Source organism: Pseudomonas sp. NFPP25 (assembly GCF_900116505.1).
GTDB lineage: Bacteria > Pseudomonadota > Gammaproteobacteria > Pseudomonadales > Pseudomonadaceae > Aquipseudomonas > Aquipseudomonas protegens.
The window spans coordinates 15,145-34,441 of record NZ_FPBG01000007.1; the positions used below are offsets into that span (position 1 = coordinate 15,145).

Below are 19,297 nucleotides of genomic sequence, written 5' to 3' on the forward strand. Positions count from 1 at the left end.
GATTCAGTTGCTCAGGGCCACTTCGGCGAGGAAGCTCAAGAGCCCGTTGTATCGGCTGGTTTGCCATTGCCCGCAGCTGTGGTCGAAAAACTCGACCGGTGCCAGGCAGTGCCGGTTCTCGATCCTGAACCCGTAGAAGTCACCACAACCGTTCTCTGAAAACAGCAGGTGACGGCCGGTGATGGCCGGGTGCGCCCGGTTGATCTGCACCAGGTGGAAATCACTGCTGCTGTCCAGTGAGTAGAGCGTGCCCAGGGCAAAGTAGCCGCCGCCGCACTCCTTTAGGAACCAGGCGTATTCGGCTGGCAGTTGCAGCCCCAAGGCCTGCTGTGCCTCCAGGATCTGGGTTTGGCTGGCAAGGCGGTCCGACGGCAGTTCGAACCAGATCGGATGGCTGCGCTTGCGCTCGTCCAGCAGTTGCTTGAAGTCCTCGACGTTCATTGTTTGCTCCTTGCGCAGTCAGTCGTCCGTCAGGATGGCCCGGGCGCCGTGCCGCTCCAGTAGCGCCTGCAACGCTTCCAGCTCTGCGGCGGGCGGCGGCTGGCCGGTCACGGCGGCGTAGAGGTCGTTGAGAATGAGGTCCGCGTCCCTGTGGGTGAGCTGCGCCATCAACTGCGCCAGATTGCGGTCGCACAAGTGCGGGTACAGCAGCACCAGAAGGCGCTTGTAGTCGCGGTTGTCGAGCCCGTTGGGGTAGACCTTGCGCAGCAGGGCCAGCAGGTCTGCCAGTGGGTCGTGCGGCGCATTTTCGAGGGACATGGGGTTCTGTTGGCGGTGGGGCGGGAGGGGATTCTAAGCGATTTCACGCTCGACCGCTGCGCCGGGCGCGGGAGTGACCGGGCCGGGCACTCCCGCCGTGTCAGTGGCTCCAGCCGCCCCCCAGGGCCTTGTACAGGGCAATGCTCGACTGCAGGCGCGACAGCCGCAGTTGCACGTTCTGGTCCTGGGCGGTGTACAGGGTGCGCTGGGTTTCCAGGACGGTCAGCAGGTCTTCGGCGCCGGCCTGATAGCGGCTCTGGGCGATCTCGAAGGCGCGCTGCGCCTGGTTCAGTTCTTCGCTCTGCCACTGGCGTTGCTGGTCCAGGCCGCGAATGCTGTTGAGGGCTTTCTCCACATCGGCAAAACCATTGATGATCGCCCCGCGATAAGTCTCCAGCAGCTCTTGCTGGCGCGCTGTGGTCCTGTCCCGTTCGGCGCTCAGGCGCCCGTTGTTGAAGATCGGGGCCACTAGCCCGGAGGTGAGGTTGTAGAAGGGATTGCGCAAGACATTGCCCAGCTTGTCGGCGTTCGAACCCAGGTTGGCGGTCAGGGTCAGGGTCGGCAGCATTGCCGCCCGCGCCACTATGACATCGGCCTGGGCCGCCGCCAGCCGGGCCTCGGCACTGGCGATATCGGGACGGCGGGTCAGCAGTTCGCTGGGCACCCCGGCATCGATGGTCGGCCAGTTCAATTGGGCAAAGGGCTGGTCGTTCAGTTTCAGGCTCTGTACCGGCCGGCCCAGCAGGGTGGCGAGGGTGATCTGCGCCTCTTCGGCCTGCTGTTGTACCAGGGGCACCTGGCGTTGCTGGGCGGCCACCAGGCTTTTCTGCTGGGCCAGTTCCAGGGCGGTGGCCGAGCCGGAGTCATAGCGGGTCTGCACCAGTTGCAACACGTTCTGCGCATTGGCCAGGTTGAGTTCGGCGATACGGCTCTGTTCCCGCAACGACAGGACCTGGGCATAGCTGTTGGCCACGCCGCTGAGCAGGGTCAGCTCAACGGTGGCCTGGTCGAACTCGCTGGCCTGGACCCCGAGCAGGGCGCTGTCGTAGGCGGCGCGGCGACCGCCCCAGAAGTCGACTTCATAGGTGGCGCTCAGGCCCGCGTCGAACGAGTTCGTGACCGTGCTGTTGCTGCTGGAATCGAGCTGGCTGGAGTTGTTGCCGCGCAACTGTTTTCTGCGGCTGGCGTTGAAGGTGCCATTGACGCTGGGCAGCAGCGGTGCCCCGGCGACGATGGCACTGGCCTGGGCCTGGCGGACCCGGGCCATGGCGGCGGCCAGGTCGTGGCTGCCGGCCCGGGCTTCGGCGATCAGTTGGTCCAGCTCCGGGCTGCCGAAACGAGTCCACCAGCGCAGGTCTTGCTGCCGGTCGCCCTGGCTGGCGGGAGAGTGCCAGGACGCCGGTGCTTGCAGGCCGCTTTCCGGGCGCGGCGCCGGGCTGCTGCAGGCCGCCAGCAAGACGCTGGCGGCCAGGAGGGTCAGGTGCACTTTCATAGATCGATCATTCACTGGTAAGGGCCGTGACCGGGTCGAGCCGGGCAGCTTTGCGGGCCGGCATGAAGCCGAAGATGACGCCGGTGACCAGGGCGCAGGCGAAGGCACCGAGCACTGCGGCCAGGGAGAAGGCCACCGCCACTTCGCTGAGAATCAGGATGCCGCCGATAATCAGGGCCACGCCGATGCCGGCCAGGCCGCCGACCACTGAAAGCATCACTGCTTCAGTGAGGAACTGGCGCAGGATGTCGCGCTGGCGGGCACCGGTGGCCATGCGGATACCGATTTCCCGGGTGCGTTCGCGCACGGTCATGAGCATGATGTTCATCACCCCGATGCCGCCCACCAGCAGCGAGATCGCGGCGATGGCGCCGAGCATCAGCGACAGGGTGTTCTGGGTCCGGGCCTCGGCCTGGATCATCGCGGCGTTGTTGGTCAGTTCGAAATCGCGCTTGCCGCCGTGCATGCGTAGCATCAGTTCATCGATCTCCTGTTCGGTCTGCTTGACCCGGCTGGCATCGGCGGCGGCGATCGCCACGTACTGCGGGTTGTGGTCGCCGAACAGGCGGATGCTGGCGGCGGAGTAGGGCACGGCGATGCGGTCGTCACTGTCGCTGTCGCCGGAGCTGGCGCCTTTTTCCGAGAGTACGCCGACCACCTGGAACGGCACGTTTTCGATGAGGATGTACTGGCCGATGGGGTTGGCCACGTCCTTGAGGAGCTTTTCCCGGACCTTGTGGCCAATCACCGCCACTGCCGCCGCCGAGCGTTCGTCGGCCTCGCTGAAGTAGCTGCCCTGGGCCACGGGCCAGTTGAAGATTTCCGGGAAGTTGGTGTCGTTGCCGCCCACGTAGCTCATGTAGTCGGCGTTGCCGAAACGCACCCCGGCCTTGGCGCCGTTGACCGCCATGATCCGTTTCACCTGGGGTAGGTTGGCCAGGGCGGCGACGTCATCCAGGGTGACGATGCCTTCCGGGGTGCGCGGGTTGGGCGAGTAGCCGCTCAGGTAAATGATGTTCGAGCCAAACGCCCCCATCTGCGCCATCACCTGGCGCTTGCTGCCTTCGCCCACCGCCAGCATCACCACCACCGAGGCCACGCCGATGATGATCCCCAGCAGGGTCAGGGCGGTGCGGAAGCGGTTGATCCACATCACCCGCCAGGCGGCCTGTATGGCTTCCAGCAGTTCGCCTTTCCAGGCACCGGTGGGCTCGCTGCCGTCGGCCAGGCGCTGGCGCAGGTCCACGGCTTGCAAGGCGCCGGCGTTGGCGCTCAGTTGTACCGAGGGATCGCTGGTGGCGGTGTCGCTGATGATCTCGCCGTCGCGGATCTCGATGATGCGCTTGGCCCGGGCCGCCACTTCGCGGTCGTGGGTGATGAGGATCACCACGTGGCCCTGGCTGGCCAGTTCGTCCAGCAGGGCCATGACTTCGGCGCCGCTGTGGCTGTCCAGGGCGCCGGTAGGTTCGTCGGCGAGGATGATGTGGCCGCCGTTCATCAGGGCGCGGGCGATGGACACTCGCTGCTGCTGGCCACCGGACAATTGATGCGGGCGGTTGCCGCTGCGGCTGGCCAGGCCCAGGCGCTCCAGCAGGGCGGCGGCGCGGGTGTGACGTTCGGCGGTCGGGGTGCCGGCGTAGATGGCCGGCATCTCGACGTTTTCCTGGGCCGAAGCCGAGGGGATCAGGTGGTAGCCCTGGAACACGAAGCCGAAGGCTTCGCGGCGTAGCCAGGCCAGTTCGTCGCTGTCCAGGTGAGCCACGTTCTCCCCGGCGAACAGGTACTCGCCCGAGGTTGGGCGATCCAGGCAGCCGAGGATGTTCATCAGCGTCGACTTGCCGGAGCCCGAGGCGCCGACGATGGCGACGAACTCGCCGGCGTGGATCGACAGGTCGATGCCCCGCAGGACATCGACCTGCGGGCTGTCGCCGCCGCCGTAGGATTTGCGGATGTTCCTGAGGTCGATCAGAGGCGTCTGCATTCAACCCCCGCTGCTGTTGGCCGGGCCGATCAGCAGATGATCACCTTCGTTCAAGCCGTCGAGGATCTGGATGCGCAGGCGGTCGCTGATGCCGACCCGGACCTTGCGTTCGTCGATCGAGCCGTTCTTGGCCACTACCCGAGCCATCTGCAGGTCCGGCTCGGTACTGCCGTGCAGGGCGGCGATGGGGGCGGTGAGCACATTTTTTGCCTGATTGGCGACGAAGAACACCTGGGTGGTCATTTCCGCCATCAGGGCGTTGTCGGCGTTGTCCACGTCCAGCAGCACGGTGTAGAGCACCACCCGGCCGCTGCCGCTCTTGCTGGTGCTGTTGGGGCTGCCGCTGCCCTGGCTGGATTCGTTGAGGGGCTTGGGCGGGATCGGCAGGATCTGCCGCACAGTGCTGGTCCAGCGTCGGTTGCCGCCGCTCAGGGTGGTGAAGTAGGCGTGCATGCCGGGTTTGACGTGGCCGATATCGGCTTCCGAGACTTCGGCCCAGACGGTCATGGGCGAGAGCTTGGCGATGCGCAGGATCAACGGGGTCTGCTGTTGGGCGTTGAGGGTCTGGCCTTCGCGGGCGTCCACCGCGACCACGGTGCCGGACATGGGCGCATAGATGCGCGTGTAGCCCAGTTCGGCCTGGTCGCTGCGCAGGCTGGCCTGGGCCTGGCGGATCTGCGCCTTGTACATGTCGATCCGCGCCTGGGTGGCCTTGAGTTCGGCCTGGGCGGTCTGTACGTCTTCCTCGCGGGTGGCGCCGCCGGCCGCCAGGTTCTGCTGGCGCTGGTACTTCTGCCGGGCCAGCTGGTTCTGGGCGTACTGCTCCTGCAACTGGGCCTGCAGGTTCTCGATGGAGAAACGGCTGGCGTCGAGTTTTGCCTGTTGGGTGGAGGGGTCGATCTCCACCAGCAACTGGCCTTCCTTGACCTGATCACCGGATTCGACGTGGATCTTGCGGATCTGCCCGGACGCCTGGGCGCCCACATCCACGTAGCGGCGTGGCTGCAAGGTGCCCAGGGCGGTGACGCTGCTTTCTATATCGCCGCGGCTCACTTGCACGGTGGTGAACTGGTCACGGCCCGCCGGGATGAACTTCCAGGCAGCGATGGCAACAACGGGGATCACACACAGTGCGGCAAGCAGGGCGCGTCGGGTAGGGCGAGGACGTTTCATGCAGGGTTCCGGCCAGGGGATATCGGCCCGTCACAACGGCCAGCTGCACAAGGGGCAGCCAGGCTTGCGGCTGCCGCAGGAACGGCAGAGACGGGGAGCTGTCAGGTAAACGAGATGCCGGGGGGGGAATTTAACTGCCGACACATGGCGTTACAGCTGTCGGAACACTGAAAATAAACCCACCGCGGTGCTGCGCTACTTTAAATCTATATGAGAATTACTATAAATTACGCCGCTACTAAACAGCCATCACGAATTACCGGGTGCAATCGGCCATGGCCGGACTTGCTCAAGGACAGAACCGCCCCAGTGGGCGCTCGGGAGCCCTGTTGGAAAACTACTATCGCGAGCTGATGTGCTTCCTCAACGCCAAGCTGGGCAATCGCCAGGTGGCCGAGGATGTGGTGCATGACGCTTATGTGCGGGTCCTGGAGCGCTCCAGCGATACCCCCATCGAGCAGCCGCGGGCGTTTCTCTATCGCACGGCCCTGAACCTGGTGATCGACGGCCATCGGCGCAATGCCTTGCGCCAGTCCGAGCCCCTGGAGGTGCTGGACAACGAAGAGCGTTACTTCAACCCTTCGCCGCAGACCAGCCTGGATCACGGCCAGCGCCTGGAAATGCTGCAACGGGCCCTGGCCGAGCTGCCCCGGCTGTGTCGCGAGAGCTTCCTGCTGCGCAAGCTCGAAGGCCTGTCCCACCCGCAGATCGCCGAACAGCTGGGGATTTCCCGCAGCCTGGTGGAGAAACACATCGTCAATGCCATGAAGCATTGCCGGTCGCGCCTGCGCCAGTGGGATGCTCAATAACGCGTTGCCGTTGAGACGTATTTAGTTAAATTTTTTTTCATTGTCCTCGTCCCTACTCAACAGACGATCTGCTGTCCTGCATGGGCCAGTCGGGTCACCGTGACACTTTATCCCCCGCGTTGAGGCGGTTTATCCAGAGGACACTGGAAATGACACAGGCAATTGCATCGGCCCACGTTCACGATTTGATCGGTATCGGTTTCGGCCCCTCGAACCTGGCGCTGGCCATTGCGCTGGAGGAGCGCGGGCAGGAGCACGGTCCGCTGGACGCGTTGTTCCTCGACAAGCAGGCTGACTATCGCTGGCACGGCAACACCCTGGTAACCCAGAGCGAACTGCAGATTTCCTTCCTCAAGGACCTGGTGACCCTGCGCAACCCCACCAGCCCCTATTCCTTCGTCAACTACCTCAAGCACCACGGGCGCCTGGTGGACTTCATCAACCTGGGCACCTTCTATCCATGCCGCATGGAGTTCAACGACTACCTGCGCTGGGTGGCCGGGCATTTCCAGGAACACAGCCGCTACGGCGAAGAAGTGCTGGCCATCGAGCCAGTGCTGCACAACCAGCAGGTCGAGGCGTTGCGGGTGATTTCCCGGGATGCCCAGGGCAGCGAACTGGTGCGCACCACCCGTTCGGTGGTGGTCAGTGCCGGCGGCACGGCGCGGGTTCCGGAAACCTTCAAGGGGCTCAAGGGCGATGCGCGGGTGTTCCACCATTCCCAGTACCTGGAACGCATGGCCAGCCAGCCCTGTGTCAGTGGCAAACCGATGAACATCGCCATCATCGGCGGCGGGCAGAGCGCGGCAGAAGCCTTCATCGACCTCAACGACAGTTTCCCTTCGGTGCAGGCCGACATCATCATGCGCGGTTCGGCGCTCAAGCCGGCGGATGACAGCCCGTTCGTCAACGAAGTGTTCTCCCCGGCCTTCACCGACCTGGTGTTCCAGCAGACCGGCAGTGAGCGCGAGCGCCTGGTCAGCGAATACCAGAACACCAACTATTCGGTGGTGGACATCGACCTGATCGAGCGCATCTACGGGATTTTCTACCGGCAGAAGGTTTCCGGCATCGCGCGCCATACCTTCCGCACCATGACCACGGTGGAGAAGGCCACCGCTACCGACCTGGGCATCGAGCTGATCCTGCGCAACAGTGCCAGCGGCGAGCGCGAAGTACGTCACTACGATGCGGTGGTGCTGGCCACCGGCTACGAGCGGCAGATGCATCGTCAACTGCTGGCGCCGCTGCAGGCCTACCTGGGCGACTTCGAGGTGGACCGCAATTACCGCCTGGTGACCGACGAGCGCTGCAAGGCCGGCGTCTACATGCAGGGCTTCAGCCAGGCGAGCCATGGCCTGAGCGACACCTTGCTGTCGGTGCTGCCGATCCGTGCCCAGGAGATTGCCGATTCGCTCTACGAACACGGCAAGAGCCGCGGTCACAGCCGTTCGGTGCGTGACATGCTGCTGGCCACCGCCAGCTGATCGGCGCTACCTCCGTTCTTGCGGACCTCTTCGCCGGCAAGCCGGCTCCTGCCATTCGGGGCTATCCCGGGTGTTTTTTGTAGGAGCCGGCTTGCCGGCGAAGGCGATCTATCGGGCCCTTTCGCTGGCAAGCCAGCTCCTACGGTTGTCAGTGACAGTGTGGGGAGCCGTAGAAGCCGGCTCGCTGGCGAAGGCATTCCTGAACCTTGGCTGAAGAACTTTTCGATTCCCTCTGCCAGGGTTTACCTCCGGTTTACTCTGCAAATAGTGCGGCGTAAGCTGCGCGCGTTTTCAATCAGTGGAGGCCCAGTGTGGGTACTTGTTCGAGTGACAGGAGTCGGCCGGTTTCAGTAACCGGCGCAGTCCCGGCAAGATAGCGCGCAGCCTTTTTCCTGCCGCTGTCTCGCCGTCCAGCGAGATGCGGCATCCCGATCGCGAACTTCTGTGGTTCGCTTCCCGACGCCACTTCCTGGCGACTTCTATTTCCCCTTCGACCCGGCCGGCTGCCGTGTCGTGGTGGCATCGACGCGCAGGTCCAGGACCTGCGGATCAGGCATGCATGGAGGATTACCCTCCGGCAACGCCCGATCGTACCTGCCTGCGGTTTTCCCTACGCCGTTGCTGCAGGAGTCATCACCATGAAGCTCACCCTGTTGAAAGAGTTCTTTGCCGGCTTCTTGCGGACCCGGCATTTCGCCCGGCACTTCCGCCGCCTGGCACTGCTGGAAAGTTTCAGCGATGCCAGCGTCAGCCGCGACGTGCCGCCGACCCTGGGGCAAACCCTGGTGGCCGCGGCCAACAGCGACGCCGCGCAACTGCTGGACCAGCTCGGCAGCCACACCGACGGCCTGAGCACCGAGGAGGCCGATGCCCTGCGTGAGCGTCACGGCCTCAACGAGGTCGAGCACGAGCAGGCGCTGCCCTGGTGGACCCACCTGTGGCACTGCTACAAGAACCCATTCAACCTGCTGCTGACCCTGCTGGCGGTGATTTCCTGGCTGACCGAAGACATGAAGGCGGCCACGGTGATCTTCTCCATGGTGGTGCTCTCGACCCTGCTGCGCTTCTGGCAGGAGGCCAAGTCGAACAAGGCCGCCGATGCCCTCAAGGCCATGGTCAGCAACACCGCCACGGTCATGCGCCCAGGGTCGGCGCCCCAGGCCGCGCCGATGCTCGGCCGCCTGCTGGGGGCCGCCGCCGAGGTCAAGGGCGCTCAGCGCATCGAGTTGCCGATCAAGCAACTGGTGCCCGGCGACCTGATCGTGCTCTCGGCCGGCGACATGATTCCCGCCGACTGCCGGGTGCTCAGCGCCAAGGACTTGTTCGTCAGCCAGGCGGCCATGACCGGCGAATCCATGCCGGTGGAGAAATTCCCCCGCCAGCAGGACGCCGACACCAGCAACCCCCTGGACCTGGACAACATCCTGTTCATGGGCACCAACGTGGTCTCCGGTTCCGCCACGGCAGTGATCCTGACCACCGGCAACAGCACCTATTTCGGCGCCCTGGCCCAGCGTGTCAGCGCCACCGACCGCGCGCCCACCTCGTTCCAGAGCGGGGTCAACAAGGTCAGCTGGCTGCTGATCCGCTTCATGTTCGTCATGGCGCCCCTGGTGCTGTTCATCAACGGCTTCACCAAGGGCGACTGGATGGAGGCGCTGCTGTTCGCCCTGTCGATTGCCGTGGGCCTGACCCCGGAAATGCTGCCGATGATCGTCACCTCGACCCTGGCCAAGGGCGCGGTGTTCCTGTCGCGCAAGAAGGTCATCGTCAAGCGCCTGGACGCGATCCAGAACTTCGGCGCCATGGACGTGCTGTGCACCGACAAGACCGGCACCCTGACCCAGGACAAGATCTTCCTGGCGCGGCACGTGGACGTCTGGGGCGAGGATTCCGACGACGTGCTGGAAATGGCCTACCTCAACAGCTACTACCAGACCGGGCTGAAGAACCTGCTGGACGTGGCGGTACTGGAGCACGTCGAGGTGCACCGCGAGCTCAAGGTCGGCACGGCATTCCAGAAGGTCGATGAAATCCCCTTCGATTTCACCCGTCGGCGCATGTCGGTAGTGGTGGCGGAACAGGACCGGCCGCACCTGCTGATCTGCAAGGGGGCGGTGGAGGAAGTGCTGGCGGTGTGCCGCAACGTACGCCATGGCGAAGCCGAGGAAGCCCTGACCGAGAGCCTGCTGGCGCGGATCCGCCAGGTGACCGCCGACCTCAACGAAGAGGGGCTGCGGGTGGTGGCGGTGGCCGCGCGGCCGATGATCGACGGGCGCGATACCTACAGCCTGGCGGACGAGTGCGAGCTGACCCTGATCGGCTACGTGGCATTCCTCGACCCGCCCAAGGAAAGTACCGCGCCGGCCCTCAAGGCCCTGGCCGAACATGGCGTTGCGGTGAAAGTGCTGACCGGTGACAACGAACTGGTGACGGCGAAGATCTGCCGCGAAGTGGGCCTGGAGCAGCAGGGCCTGCTGATGGGCAACGACATCGAGCGCATGAGCGACGAGCAACTGGCCCAGGCGGTGGAAACCACCAACGTGTTCGCCAAGCTGACCCCGACCCACAAGGAGCGCATTGTCCGCCTGCTCAAGGCCAACGGCCACGTGGTGGGCTTCATGGGCGACGGCATCAACGACGCCCCGGCGTTGCGCACCGCCGACATCGGCATTTCCGTGGACAGCGCGGTGGACATCGCCAAGGAAGCGGCGGACATCATCCTCCTGGAAAAGAGCCTGATGGTGCTGGAGGAGGGCGTGCTGGAAGGGCGCCGGACGTTCGCCAACATGCTCAAGTACATCAAGATGACCGCCAGCTCGAACTTCGGCAACGTGTTCTCGGTGCTGGTGGCCAGTGCCTTCATTCCGTTCCTGCCGATGCTGCCGATGCACCTGCTGGTGCAGAACCTGCTGTACGACATTTCCCAGATCGCCATTCCCTTCGATAACGTCGATGAGGAAATGCTGAAAAAACCCCAGCGCTGGCAGCCGGCGGATGTGGGGCGGTTCATGCTGTTCTTCGGGCCTATCAGCTCGATCTTCGACATCACCACCTTTGCCCTGATGTGGTACGTGTTCGACGCCAATACCCCGGACCACCAGACGCTGTTCCAGTCCGGCTGGTTCGTGGTGGGGCTGCTGACCCAGACCCTGATCGTGCACATGATCCGCACGCCGAAGATTCCGTTTTTGCAGAGCCGCGCGGCCATGCCGTTGATGGTGATGACCGGCGTCATCATGGCGGTGGGGATCTTCCTGCCGATGGGCCCGCTGGCGCACTACTTCAAGCTGCAGGCGCTGCCGTCGCTGTACTTCGTGTTCCTGCCGCTGATCCTGCTGGCCTACATGGCCCTGACCCAGGCGGTGAAGGGCTTCTACGTGCGGCGCTTCGGCTGGCAGTAATGCTGCCCTGTAGGAGCCAGCTTGCTGGCGAAGGCTTTCTTGCCAGCGAGAGTTACCCCGCGGGAGAAGGCGTCCTCACGGGCCTCTTCGCTGGCAAGCCAGCTCCTACGGTCAGCCGTGCATCACGGCAGGCCATGAGACGTTCATGGACCGCTGCTAGAGTCCTCTGGTGCCATTCATGCCCTTCGCTCAAGGACAGTCGCCATGCAAGCCCTGCACAACATCAACCTGGACTCGCTGATCGATACCCTGGTCAGCCTCAGCGCCGCCTTTATCCTCGGTGGCCTGATCGGCTTCGAACGCCAGTACCGCCAGCGCACCGCGGGTTTGCGCACCAATGTGCTGGTGGCGGTGGGGGCCGCGATCTTCGTCGACATGGCCAACCGCCTGGGGGGCGCCGAAGGGGCGGTGCGGGTGGTGGCCTACGTGGTCTCCGGCATCGGCTTTCTCGGCGCCGGGGTGATCATGCGCGAGGAGGGTAATGTCCGTGGGCTGAATACCGCCGCCACCCTCTGGGCCTCGGCGGCGGTGGGGGCCTGCGCCGGTGCCGACCTGATCCTCGAGGCACTGCTGGGCACCCTGTTCGTGCTGGCCGCCAATACCCTGCTGCGGCCCATCGTCAACAACATCAACCGCCAGCCCCTGGACGTGGTGTCCGCCGAGGTCACCAATATCGTCTACGTGATCGCCCACCGCTCGAAGCAGAAGGCAGTGTTCGCCCTGCTGGAAGCGGAGCTGGCGCGCTGCAACTACCCCGCCAGCGACGTTGATGTGCACGCCTTCGGTACGGAGGATGTGGAGATCGAGGCGACCCTGGCGACCACCTCGGTGGACGGTGACGAACTGGATGCGCTGGTGGCCCGGCTGTCCACATCGCCCTGGGTGCAGCAGGCGTTCTGGAGCCCGAGCACCACCGAATGAGCATTTTTCGCCTCCGCCCAGGGGAGGCATGAGATACGGCTCGGTTTCTCTCGGAAGGGGCTTACCGGACAACAAGACTTTTCCGCGGGCTGGCCCCTGCTAAAAACCGTGGCCGGTGGTTATGGTAGGGCGCGGTTGCACAGCGGGGCTGGAGGACGAGCCGCGAGCGCCAGGCGGCCGGGGTAGAGCGCCGTCCGCCGGGGCGCCCTTGGCAGCGACTTTCAGGTTGTTCCTAGAGCCAACCTCCACGCACTGGCTTAGCCTTCCAGCGGCCCGGGAGTAGGGCCGGTATTCGCAGTGCCGAAGTCTTGTCAGCAGGATCAGAAAAATGTCCAACAGAGCATTGCGCATATTGATTGCCGATGATCAGCACTTTCGTCGCATGCAGATCGAAAGAGCCCTGAATCAACTGAATTATTACCGAGTGGCCCCGGTGCACAGGCTGGAGGAACTGCTGACGCTGGTGGAGTATTCCTGCGAGTCGTTCGACCTGCTGATCATCAACGCCAACCTGGCTGTCCGCAGCGATTTCGACCTGCTGGCTTTCTGCCTGGACCACCCGCATATCGAGCAAGCCCTGATCTACGGCAGCCAGCATCTTGCCGCCACTTCCGGTAGCCGGCGGTGCAAGGTGCATGTCAGCCCGGCCGAATGGCCGGACAGCGCGGCGATCAAGCGCCTGATGCTATGGGTGGACCCGCCATTGCCCGATGCCGCCGGGCCTTCCCGGCAGCGGCTGGCGCAATTGCATGGCCATTGGGGCAGCCCGAACTGACCGAGGTTTGCGCACCCCACGCCAAACGGCATCCCCAGGGATGCCGTTTGGCGTTTTTGTCAGCGCCGTTCGCGCTTCAGTCCCACTGCGGGGCAATGCCTGCCGGGCTGGTCAGGCGCTGGCCGCGCTCCAGGCCGGCGATGCTCTCAAGCTCCGCGCTGCTCAGGGTCAAGGCGCAGGCTGCGAGGTTGCCTTGCAGGTTGGCCCGGCGGGTGGAGGAGGGGATCACCGCATAGCCCGACTGCATGGCCCAGGCCAGCACCACCTGGGCCGGCGTGGCCTGGCGTGCCTGGGCGATCTGCAGGATCAGTGGGTCCTTGAGCACTTCGCCATAGGCCAGGGTCATGTAGGAGGTGATGTGAATGCCCTGGCTGCGGGCGAATTCCACCACCTTGCGGTTCTGCAGGTAGGGGTGCAATTCCACCTGGTGGCTGGCGATCTGCTCGGCCCCGACGGCATCAATGGCTTGCTGCAGCAAGGCATTGCTGAAGTTGGACACGCCGATCTGCCGGGTCAGGCCCTGGGTCTTGGCTTCCAGCAGGGCCTGCATGAACTCCGCCACCGGCACCTGGTTGTCTGGCGAGGGCCAGTGGATCAGGGTCAGGTCCAGGTAATCGGTGCGCAGCTTGTGCAGGCTTTCCTTGAGGCTGGGGATCAGGCGCTCCCGGGACAGGTTGGCGATCCAGATCTTGCTGGTGATGAACAGCTGGTCGCGGGGAATGCCGCTGGCGGCCACCGCGGCGCCGACATCGGCTTCGTTGTCGTAGATCTGCGCGGTATCGATGGCGCGATAGCCCAGTTCCAGGGCGCTGCTCAGGGAATCGATGAGCACCTGGCCCTGAAGGCGGAAGGTGCCGAGGCCAAAGGCGGGTACAGACATGGGTCACTCCGGGCATTGCAGTGGGATTGGCCGGCAGTATCCGTACCTGCATCGCTGAGAAAAACCGCCGCCGGCACAAAGGAATATTGCCCCGCGTTCACGAATCCACCTGCCCCTGTAGGAACCCGCTTGCCGGCGAATCGTGCAACCCAGGCACGAACCCCACAGGGAGGCTGCCCAACCGCCACCGCCTGGCCGCTCCAGGCGCTTGCTTCTGAGCCTCAGGCCATGTCGCTGTGGCTGAATTCCTCCCCGAGAAAGTCGATCAGGCTGCGTACCGAAGGCAGCAGCCCTCGGCGCGAGGGGAAGATCGCATGCACGATGCCGCACCTTGGCGCCCAGTCGGGCACCAGTTCCAGCAGTCGCCCGGCCTCCAGGTCTTCACGCACCACCACCTTGGGCAGGTGGGCGATGCCGATGCCCGCCAGCACTGCATGGCGCAGCGCCAGCAGGTCGTCGGTGACCATCCGCGGTCGGTGGCGGATCAGTGCCTCGGCGCCGTCCGGGCCCAGCAATTGCCATTGATATTCACGTTGCGCCGCACCCCAGTGCACGCTCGGCAAACCGCTGAGGTCGGCCGGTGTTGCCGGGCCCGACAGGCGCTGGAGAAAATCCGGGTGGCCCACCAGGCACTGGGTGCTGTTGCCCAGCACCTTCATCACCAGGTCGGTGTTTTCCAGGGGCGGGAAGCGCACCCGCAGGGCGATGTCGAAGCCCTCGTGGATCAGGTCGACCCGGCGGTTGGTGCTCTCGATGAACAGTTCCACCAGGGGGTACTTGAGCATGAAGCGGGTAAGCATCGGCCCCACCCAGGAATTGAGCAGGGCGGTGGGGCAAGCCACGCGTACCAGCCCCTGGGGTTCGGAGCGGTTGCGTTCTATGACTTCCGCCGCGCCCTCGGCTTCCACCCGCATGGCCAGGCAGCGCTGGTAGTACTCCTGGCCGATCTCGGTCAGCGAACAGTGGCGGCTGGTGCGATGGATCAGGCGCACTCCAAGGCGTTCCTCCAACTGGGAAATCCGCCGGCTGAGCTTGGACTTGGGCATGTCCAGGGCCCGTCCCGCGGCGGCAAAGCCACGGTGCTCCACCACCTGGGTGAAGTAGTAGAGGGTGTTCAGATCTTCCAAGATCGTTCTCCAGATAGAACGCTAAGGGTGATTTTTGCAGTCTAGCGCGGCAATGGTCTGAGTTTTAAGGTGTGTCCATCAGATAGTTCTGGAGGACGACATGAAAAACATCATCGGCATCTACACCAGTCCACGGCCCCATTGGGTCGGTGACGGCTTCCCGGTCCGTACCCTGTTTTCCTACGACAACCTGGGCCAGCACATCAGCCCGTTCCTGCTGCTGGATCACGCCGGCCCCGCGCAGTTCAGCCCCACCAGCGCCCGGCGCGGCGTCGGCCAGCACCCCCATCGCGGTTTCGAAACCGTAACCATCGTCTATGACGGCGAGGTGGAGCACCGGGATTCCACCGGCAGCGGCGGCAAGATCGGCCCTGGCGATGTGCAGTGGATGACCGCGGCCTCGGGGATCCTCCATGAGGAGTTCCATTCCACGGACTTCGCCCGGCGTGGCGGCAACCTGGAAATGGTCCAGTTGTGGGTCAACCTGCCGGCGAAGGACAAGCTCGCGGCGCCCGGTTACCAGACCATCGTTGCGGCGGACATCCCGCAGGTCCCGCTGCCGGGCAATGCCGGCAGCCTGCGCCTGATCGCCGGCGAGTTCGATGGCCACCGGGGCCCCGCACGGACCTTCACCCCGATCGACGTCTGGGACATCCGCCTGCAAGCCGGCAAGCACCTGGACCTGCCCCTGCATTCGGGGCGTAACAGCGCCCTGGTGGTATTGCGCGGCACGGTGCAGGTCAATGGCCAGGAGCTGGTGCGCGAAGGTCAGCTGGCGCTGCTGGAGCGTGACGGTCAGGACATCAGCCTGGAGGCCAACAACGACGCGATCGTGCTGTTGCTCAGCGGCGAGCCCATCGACGAACCCATCGTCGGCCACGGCCCGTTCGTGATGAACAGCGAAGAAGAGATTCATCAGGCCTTCGTCGATTTCCAATCGGGACGCTTCGGCCAGATGGACGCAACCGGTCACTGACCGGTTGCACTGGCGCGGCGGGCATTGGCCACTAGGCTTTGTCAGTCGCGTGCTACTCCCCGACGCCCGCCGTTACCCCGGCGGAGCGTGCCACGGGTTTCATCCAAGCCGGGTCTTCCGGCATCGATCATTAGCGAGGACTTCACATGACCACTGCATACAAGCGTCTGGACAAGGATAACGCCGCCGTTCTGCTGGTAGACCACCAGGCCGGCCTGCTGTCGCTGGTCCGCGATATCGAGCCCGATCGTTTCAAGAACAACGTGCTGGCCCTGGCCGACCTGGCCAAGTACTTCAAGTTGCCGACCATCCTCACCACCAGTTTCGAAACCGGCCCCAACGGCCCCCTGGTGCCGGAGCTCAAGGCGCTGTTCCCCGATGCGCCGTACATCGCCCGCCCGGGCCAGATCAATGCCTGGGACAACGAGGACTTCGTCAAGGCGATCAAGGCCACCGGCAAGAAGCAACTGATCATCGCCGGCGTGGTTACCGAAGTGTGCGTGGCGTTCCCGGCGCTCTCGGCCCTGGAAGAAGGCTTTGAAGTCTTCGTGGTTACCGACGCTTCCGGCACCTTCAATGCCCTGACTCGCGATTCGGCCTGGAACCGCATGTCCAATGCCGGCGCCCAGTTGATGACCTGGTTCGGCCTGGCCTGCGAGCTGCACCGCGACTGGCGCAACGACATCGAGGGCCTGGGCACCCTGTTCTCCAACCACATCCCCGACTACCGCAACCTGATGACCAGCTACAACACCCTGACCCAGGGCCAGTAATCCCTGAGTCGCGGCGGGCCCTGCGCCCGTCGCCCGATCCCGGCCCGGGGCGCACGCCCCGGGCTTTTCCAGCTATACCTGCTCCTGCGTCTTTCGTGCGATCGTGCCGTCTTCGTCATGCCGGAGTGCCTCGATGTCTTCCCTGTTCAGCGATCATCCGTTGTTGGCCGCGCTGTTCCTGCTGTTCCTGGATATGCTGCTCTGGCGCCTGATCGGCAGCCGTGGCGACTACTGGAAGCTGGCGGTACGGGTGCTGATCTTTTCCCTCTACAGCCTGATGCTGTTCAACCAGGGCATGAACCCGATGCAGGCCGCGCCCTGGCCCGACGACGTGCCCCTGCACCTGGCCGCCACCGGCCTGGAAATTGGCTGGTGGCTGTTTGGCGCGCGGACCCTGACGGTGTTGCTGGGCACCCTGATGATGCAGCGGGTGGGGCATACCGGGCGCCTGCTGCAGGACCTGATGGGCGCGGTGATCTTCCTCATCGCCATCATCGCCGCCCTGGCCTATGTGCTGGAACTGCCGGTCAAGGGCGTGCTGGCCACCTCCGGGGCCTTGGCGATCATCGTCGGCCTGGCGCTGCAAAGCACACTCAGCGACCTGTTTTCCGGGATCGTCCTCAACACCACCAAGCCCTACCAGATCGATGACTGGATCGCCATCGACGGCACCGAGGGGCGGGTGCTGGACATCGACTGGCGCGCCACCCGGCTGCAGACCTCTCAGGGCAGCATGGTGGTGATCCCCAACTCCCTGGCGTCCAAGGCCAAGATCACCAATTTCAGCCGGCCGGTGGATGTTCATGGCCTGTCGGTGAGCGTGCAGGTCAGCCCCCACGCGCGCCCGCAGAAAGTCATCGAGGCCCTGGAACGGGCCACCCTGGGCTGCCGCCTGCTGTTGAGTACCCCGGCGGCCAGCGTGGCGATGAAGAGCACCAGCAGCAGTGGCGCGGAATACGAGATCAGCGGTTTTGTCGCCGACATGGGGCACAAGCGCGAGGTGCGCAACCAGCTGTTCGACCTGGCCTTCCGCCATTTGCAGGCCAGCGGCATCGGCCTGCTGTCCGCCGCCGAGCCGGCCCAGGCGGCGACCCTGTCGCGGCCCCGGGCACTGCTGGACGCCTCGAGCATCTTTTCCACCCTGCGCCAGGATGAGAAGGACACCTTCAGCCAGAACATGCACCTGCAGACCTACCGTGCCGGCGAGACCATCCTGGCCCAGGGCGAGGTCAGCGATCACCTGTTCATCATCGAATCCGGGGTGGTTTCGGTGACCATGCAACGCGACGGCAAGCCCTTCGAGGCTGGGCGCATGGGGCCGGGGGAGGTCATCGGCGAAGCCGGCGTGGTGGCCGATCAAGCCACAGTGGCGCAGTTTGCGGCCAAGACCTTCTGCAGCCTCTACCGCATCGACAACGAGTTCCTCAAGCCCTGCCTGGATGCGCGCCACGACATCAACGAGGCCATGAAGAACCTCCTGGATTTTCGCCGGCACATGGCCCAGACCCTGTCCCAGGCTGCGCCCAAGCCAGTGCCCAGGAAGGGTTTCCTGCAATGGCTGCGCAGCCGCACCTGAGGCGCCGGCCACCCCAAGCCCCGGCCCTGGCCTGACAATACCCCTGGCATCGCCGCGTCTGCGCGTAGCCGTTCGCCGCCTGCAACAGTGGCTACAAAAATCGCCGATCAGCACTGGCCCTGTAGCCGCTGCTGAGCTTGCGAAGCTGCGCAAAGGCCCGCAGGGCCTTGCCTGGCGATCTCCCGCCCTGCCTCGCCAAGGCGCTGGGCCGCGACGGCATTGGTCTCCTCAAGCTCCCCGATAGCGGTCATGGGCCTGGGTGCGTGCGGCACGTAACGTAGCCCCACCTCGACCCGTGCTGTAGCGGTGGGCTTTCGCCACATCCCCCAGGAATGAAACGTGCGGCCTTACTTGAAATACGCCCGCGGCGTGGTGCCGGTCATGGCCTTGAAGAAGGCGATGAAGATGCTGTCGCTGGCAAAGCCCAGTGCGCAGGCGCTGTAGCCGATGCTGCGGCCTGTGGCGAGCAGTTCGATGGCGCGCATCAGCCGCCACTGCTGGCGCCATTGCTGGTAGCTCAGGCCGGTTTCACGCTGGAAGATCCGGCCGATGGTGCGGCTGCTGGCGCCGACCCGGGTGGCCAGTACCTGCAATTGCGGCGGCAGTTGCTCCAGGTTCGCCAGCAGCGGTTGCAGGCGTTTGTCCCGGGGCAGGGGCAGCGACAGGGGCTGGTGCAGGGCCTGGCGGATTTCCTCGATGCACAGGCCCAGCAGGTGCGGGTAGCGGCCCTGGCTCCAGTCGCAGTCGAAGGCGGCCTGGGCCATGGGTTCCAGCACGGCCTGGAGCAACGGGCTGACTTCGATCACCGCCACTTCGGCCGGCAGGCGCTGGCTCAGTTCGGCGCTGAAGTACAGCGAACGGTAGTCCACGCTCTGCTGCATTTGCGCGCGGTGCGTGACCCCCGGGGGAATCCACGCCGCCCGCGAGGGCGGCAGCAGGCACAGGCGATGGTCCAGGGTGATCCGCGTGCAGCCCTGGCGGGTGTACAGCAATTGCCCGCGGCGGTGGCGGTGCAGGCCGGAGTCGTGGTCGCCGAGGGTCGCGGCGATGCCCAGCAGGGGGGCGTCGAAGCGGTCGGGGTCGAAGAGTGCCTGTGGTTCGAGCCAGGCCATGATTGGCGTACTTCCGATGTTTGTTGGCAGGGTTGCGATAATACGCCAGGCG

At 64.8% G+C, this 19,297-nt stretch carries 16 protein-coding genes; 8 read left to right on the forward strand and 8 right to left on the reverse strand.

Going from position 1 to position 19,297, the window contains the following annotated elements; all coding sequences use genetic code 11:
* Positions 1-3: 3 nt before the first annotated feature.
* From BM382_RS25315 to BM382_RS25335, 5 genes are all read right to left on the reverse strand, one after another.
* Positions 4-441 (reverse strand): SMI1/KNR4 family protein, encoded by a 438-nt coding sequence (locus BM382_RS25315; protein WP_015636416.1) that lies wholly within the window; start codon positions 439-441, stop codon positions 4-6.
* Positions 442-459: 18 nt separating this feature from the next.
* Complete coding sequence (locus BM382_RS25320; RefSeq protein ID WP_072444615.1) at positions 460-759, reverse strand: DUF3349 domain-containing protein; 300 nt, start codon at positions 757-759, stop codon at positions 460-462.
* A gap of 100 nt (positions 760-859) precedes the next feature.
* Positions 860-2,251 carry an efflux transporter outer membrane subunit gene (locus BM382_RS25325; RefSeq protein ID WP_072444613.1) on the reverse strand — a complete coding sequence of 464 codons (1,392 nt, stop codon included), beginning with the start codon at positions 2,249-2,251 and terminating at the stop codon, positions 860-862.
* A 7-nt stretch (positions 2,252-2,258) separates the two neighbouring features.
* Complete coding sequence (locus tag BM382_RS25330) at positions 2,259-4,232, reverse strand: MacB family efflux pump subunit (protein ID WP_019094663.1); 1,974 nt, start codon at positions 4,230-4,232, stop codon at positions 2,259-2,261.
* Positions 4,233-5,405 (reverse strand): efflux RND transporter periplasmic adaptor subunit, encoded by a 1,173-nt coding sequence (locus BM382_RS25335; protein WP_015636412.1) that lies wholly within the window; start codon positions 5,403-5,405, stop codon positions 4,233-4,235. It lies immediately after the preceding gene.
* A 326-nt stretch (positions 5,406-5,731) separates the two neighbouring features.
* Between BM382_RS25335 and BM382_RS25340 the strand changes: the two genes are divergently transcribed.
* The 5 genes from BM382_RS25340 (at position 5,732) to BM382_RS25360 (ending at position 12,801) form a co-directional block, all read left to right on the forward strand.
* Positions 5,732-6,214: a sigma-70 family RNA polymerase sigma factor gene (locus BM382_RS25340; protein ID WP_026020154.1), complete on the forward strand. Its 483-nt coding sequence runs from the start codon at positions 5,732-5,734 to the stop codon at positions 6,212-6,214.
* 149 nt (positions 6,215-6,363) lie between these two features.
* Complete coding sequence (locus BM382_RS25345; RefSeq protein WP_011062360.1) at positions 6,364-7,701, forward strand: lysine N(6)-hydroxylase/L-ornithine N(5)-oxygenase family protein; 1,338 nt, start codon at positions 6,364-6,366, stop codon at positions 7,699-7,701.
* A gap of 638 nt (positions 7,702-8,339) precedes the next feature.
* Positions 8,340-11,105, forward strand: coding sequence for a magnesium-translocating P-type ATPase (mgtA, locus tag BM382_RS25350; protein ID WP_072444611.1), 2,766 nt, complete (start codon positions 8,340-8,342; stop codon positions 11,103-11,105).
* Positions 11,106-11,309: 204 nt separating this feature from the next.
* Positions 11,310-12,026, forward strand: coding sequence for an MgtC/SapB family protein (locus tag BM382_RS25355; RefSeq protein WP_015636409.1), 717 nt, complete (start codon positions 11,310-11,312; stop codon positions 12,024-12,026).
* A gap of 328 nt (positions 12,027-12,354) precedes the next feature.
* A complete protein-coding gene (locus BM382_RS25360) occupies positions 12,355-12,801 on the forward strand; it encodes an ANTAR domain-containing protein (protein WP_065363180.1) in 447 nt (148 codons plus the stop codon).
* 76 nt (positions 12,802-12,877) lie between these two features.
* On the opposite strand, the gene dkgB is transcribed toward BM382_RS25360, so the two are convergent.
* A complete protein-coding gene (gene dkgB, locus BM382_RS25365) occupies positions 12,878-13,681 on the reverse strand; it encodes a 2,5-didehydrogluconate reductase DkgB (RefSeq protein WP_072444609.1) in 804 nt (267 codons plus the stop codon).
* 221 nt (positions 13,682-13,902) lie between these two features.
* Positions 13,903-14,811, reverse strand: a complete 909-nt coding sequence (locus BM382_RS25370) for a LysR substrate-binding domain-containing protein (protein ID WP_026020155.1) — start codon at positions 14,809-14,811, stop codon at positions 13,903-13,905.
* Positions 14,812-14,908: 97 nt separating this feature from the next.
* Between BM382_RS25370 and BM382_RS25375 the strand changes: the two genes are divergently transcribed.
* From BM382_RS25375 to BM382_RS25385, 3 genes are all read left to right on the forward strand, one after another.
* A complete protein-coding gene (locus BM382_RS25375; protein ID WP_011062355.1) occupies positions 14,909-15,784 on the forward strand; it encodes a pirin family protein in 876 nt (291 codons plus the stop codon).
* 146 nt (positions 15,785-15,930) lie between these two features.
* On the forward strand, positions 15,931-16,557 hold the full coding sequence (ycaC, locus tag BM382_RS25380; RefSeq protein ID WP_011062354.1) for an isochorismate family cysteine hydrolase YcaC: 627 nt from the start codon (positions 15,931-15,933) through the stop codon (positions 16,555-16,557).
* A gap of 133 nt (positions 16,558-16,690) precedes the next feature.
* On the forward strand, positions 16,691-18,133 hold the full coding sequence (locus tag BM382_RS25385; RefSeq protein WP_019094668.1) for a mechanosensitive ion channel family protein: 1,443 nt from the start codon (positions 16,691-16,693) through the stop codon (positions 18,131-18,133).
* Positions 18,134-18,480: 347 nt separating this feature from the next.
* On the opposite strand, the gene BM382_RS25390 is transcribed toward BM382_RS25385, so the two are convergent.
* Complete coding sequence (locus tag BM382_RS25390) at positions 18,481-19,245, reverse strand: AraC family transcriptional regulator (protein WP_072444607.1); 765 nt, start codon at positions 19,243-19,245, stop codon at positions 18,481-18,483.
* Between the last annotated feature and the right edge of the window lie 52 nt (positions 19,246-19,297).

Excerpts from the sequence above, each read along its gene's own strand:
- BM382_RS25355 (WP_015636409.1), top strand. The coding sequence starts at position 11,310 with ATGCAAGCCCTGCACAACATCAACCTGGACTCGCTGATCGATACCCTG.
- BM382_RS25390 (WP_072444607.1), bottom strand. The coding sequence starts at position 19,245 with ATGGCCTGGCTCGAACCACAGGCACTCTTCGACCCCGACCGCTTCGAC.
- dkgB (WP_072444609.1), bottom strand. The coding sequence starts at position 13,681 with ATGTCTGTACCCGCCTTTGGCCTCGGCACCTTCCGCCTTCAGGGCCAG.
- BM382_RS25335 (WP_015636412.1), bottom strand. The coding sequence starts at position 5,405 with ATGAAACGTCCTCGCCCTACCCGACGCGCCCTGCTTGCCGCACTGTGT.
- BM382_RS25360 (WP_065363180.1), top strand. The coding sequence starts at position 12,355 with ATGTCCAACAGAGCATTGCGCATATTGATTGCCGATGATCAGCACTTT.
- mgtA (WP_072444611.1), top strand. The coding sequence starts at position 8,340 with ATGAAGCTCACCCTGTTGAAAGAGTTCTTTGCCGGCTTCTTGCGGACC.
- BM382_RS25330 (WP_019094663.1), bottom strand. The coding sequence starts at position 4,232 with ATGCAGACGCCTCTGATCGACCTCAGGAACATCCGCAAATCCTACGGC.
- BM382_RS25325 (WP_072444613.1), bottom strand. The coding sequence starts at position 2,251 with ATGAAAGTGCACCTGACCCTCCTGGCCGCCAGCGTCTTGCTGGCGGCC.
- BM382_RS25315 (WP_015636416.1), bottom strand. The coding sequence starts at position 441 with ATGAACGTCGAGGACTTCAAGCAACTGCTGGACGAGCGCAAGCGCAGC.
- BM382_RS25320 (WP_072444615.1), bottom strand. The coding sequence starts at position 759 with ATGTCCCTCGAAAATGCGCCGCACGACCCACTGGCAGACCTGCTGGCC.
- ycaC (WP_011062354.1), top strand. The coding sequence starts at position 15,931 with ATGACCACTGCATACAAGCGTCTGGACAAGGATAACGCCGCCGTTCTG.
- BM382_RS25375 (WP_011062355.1), top strand. The coding sequence starts at position 14,909 with ATGAAAAACATCATCGGCATCTACACCAGTCCACGGCCCCATTGGGTC.
- BM382_RS25385 (WP_019094668.1), top strand. The coding sequence starts at position 16,691 with ATGTCTTCCCTGTTCAGCGATCATCCGTTGTTGGCCGCGCTGTTCCTG.
- BM382_RS25345 (WP_011062360.1), top strand. The coding sequence starts at position 6,364 with ATGACACAGGCAATTGCATCGGCCCACGTTCACGATTTGATCGGTATC.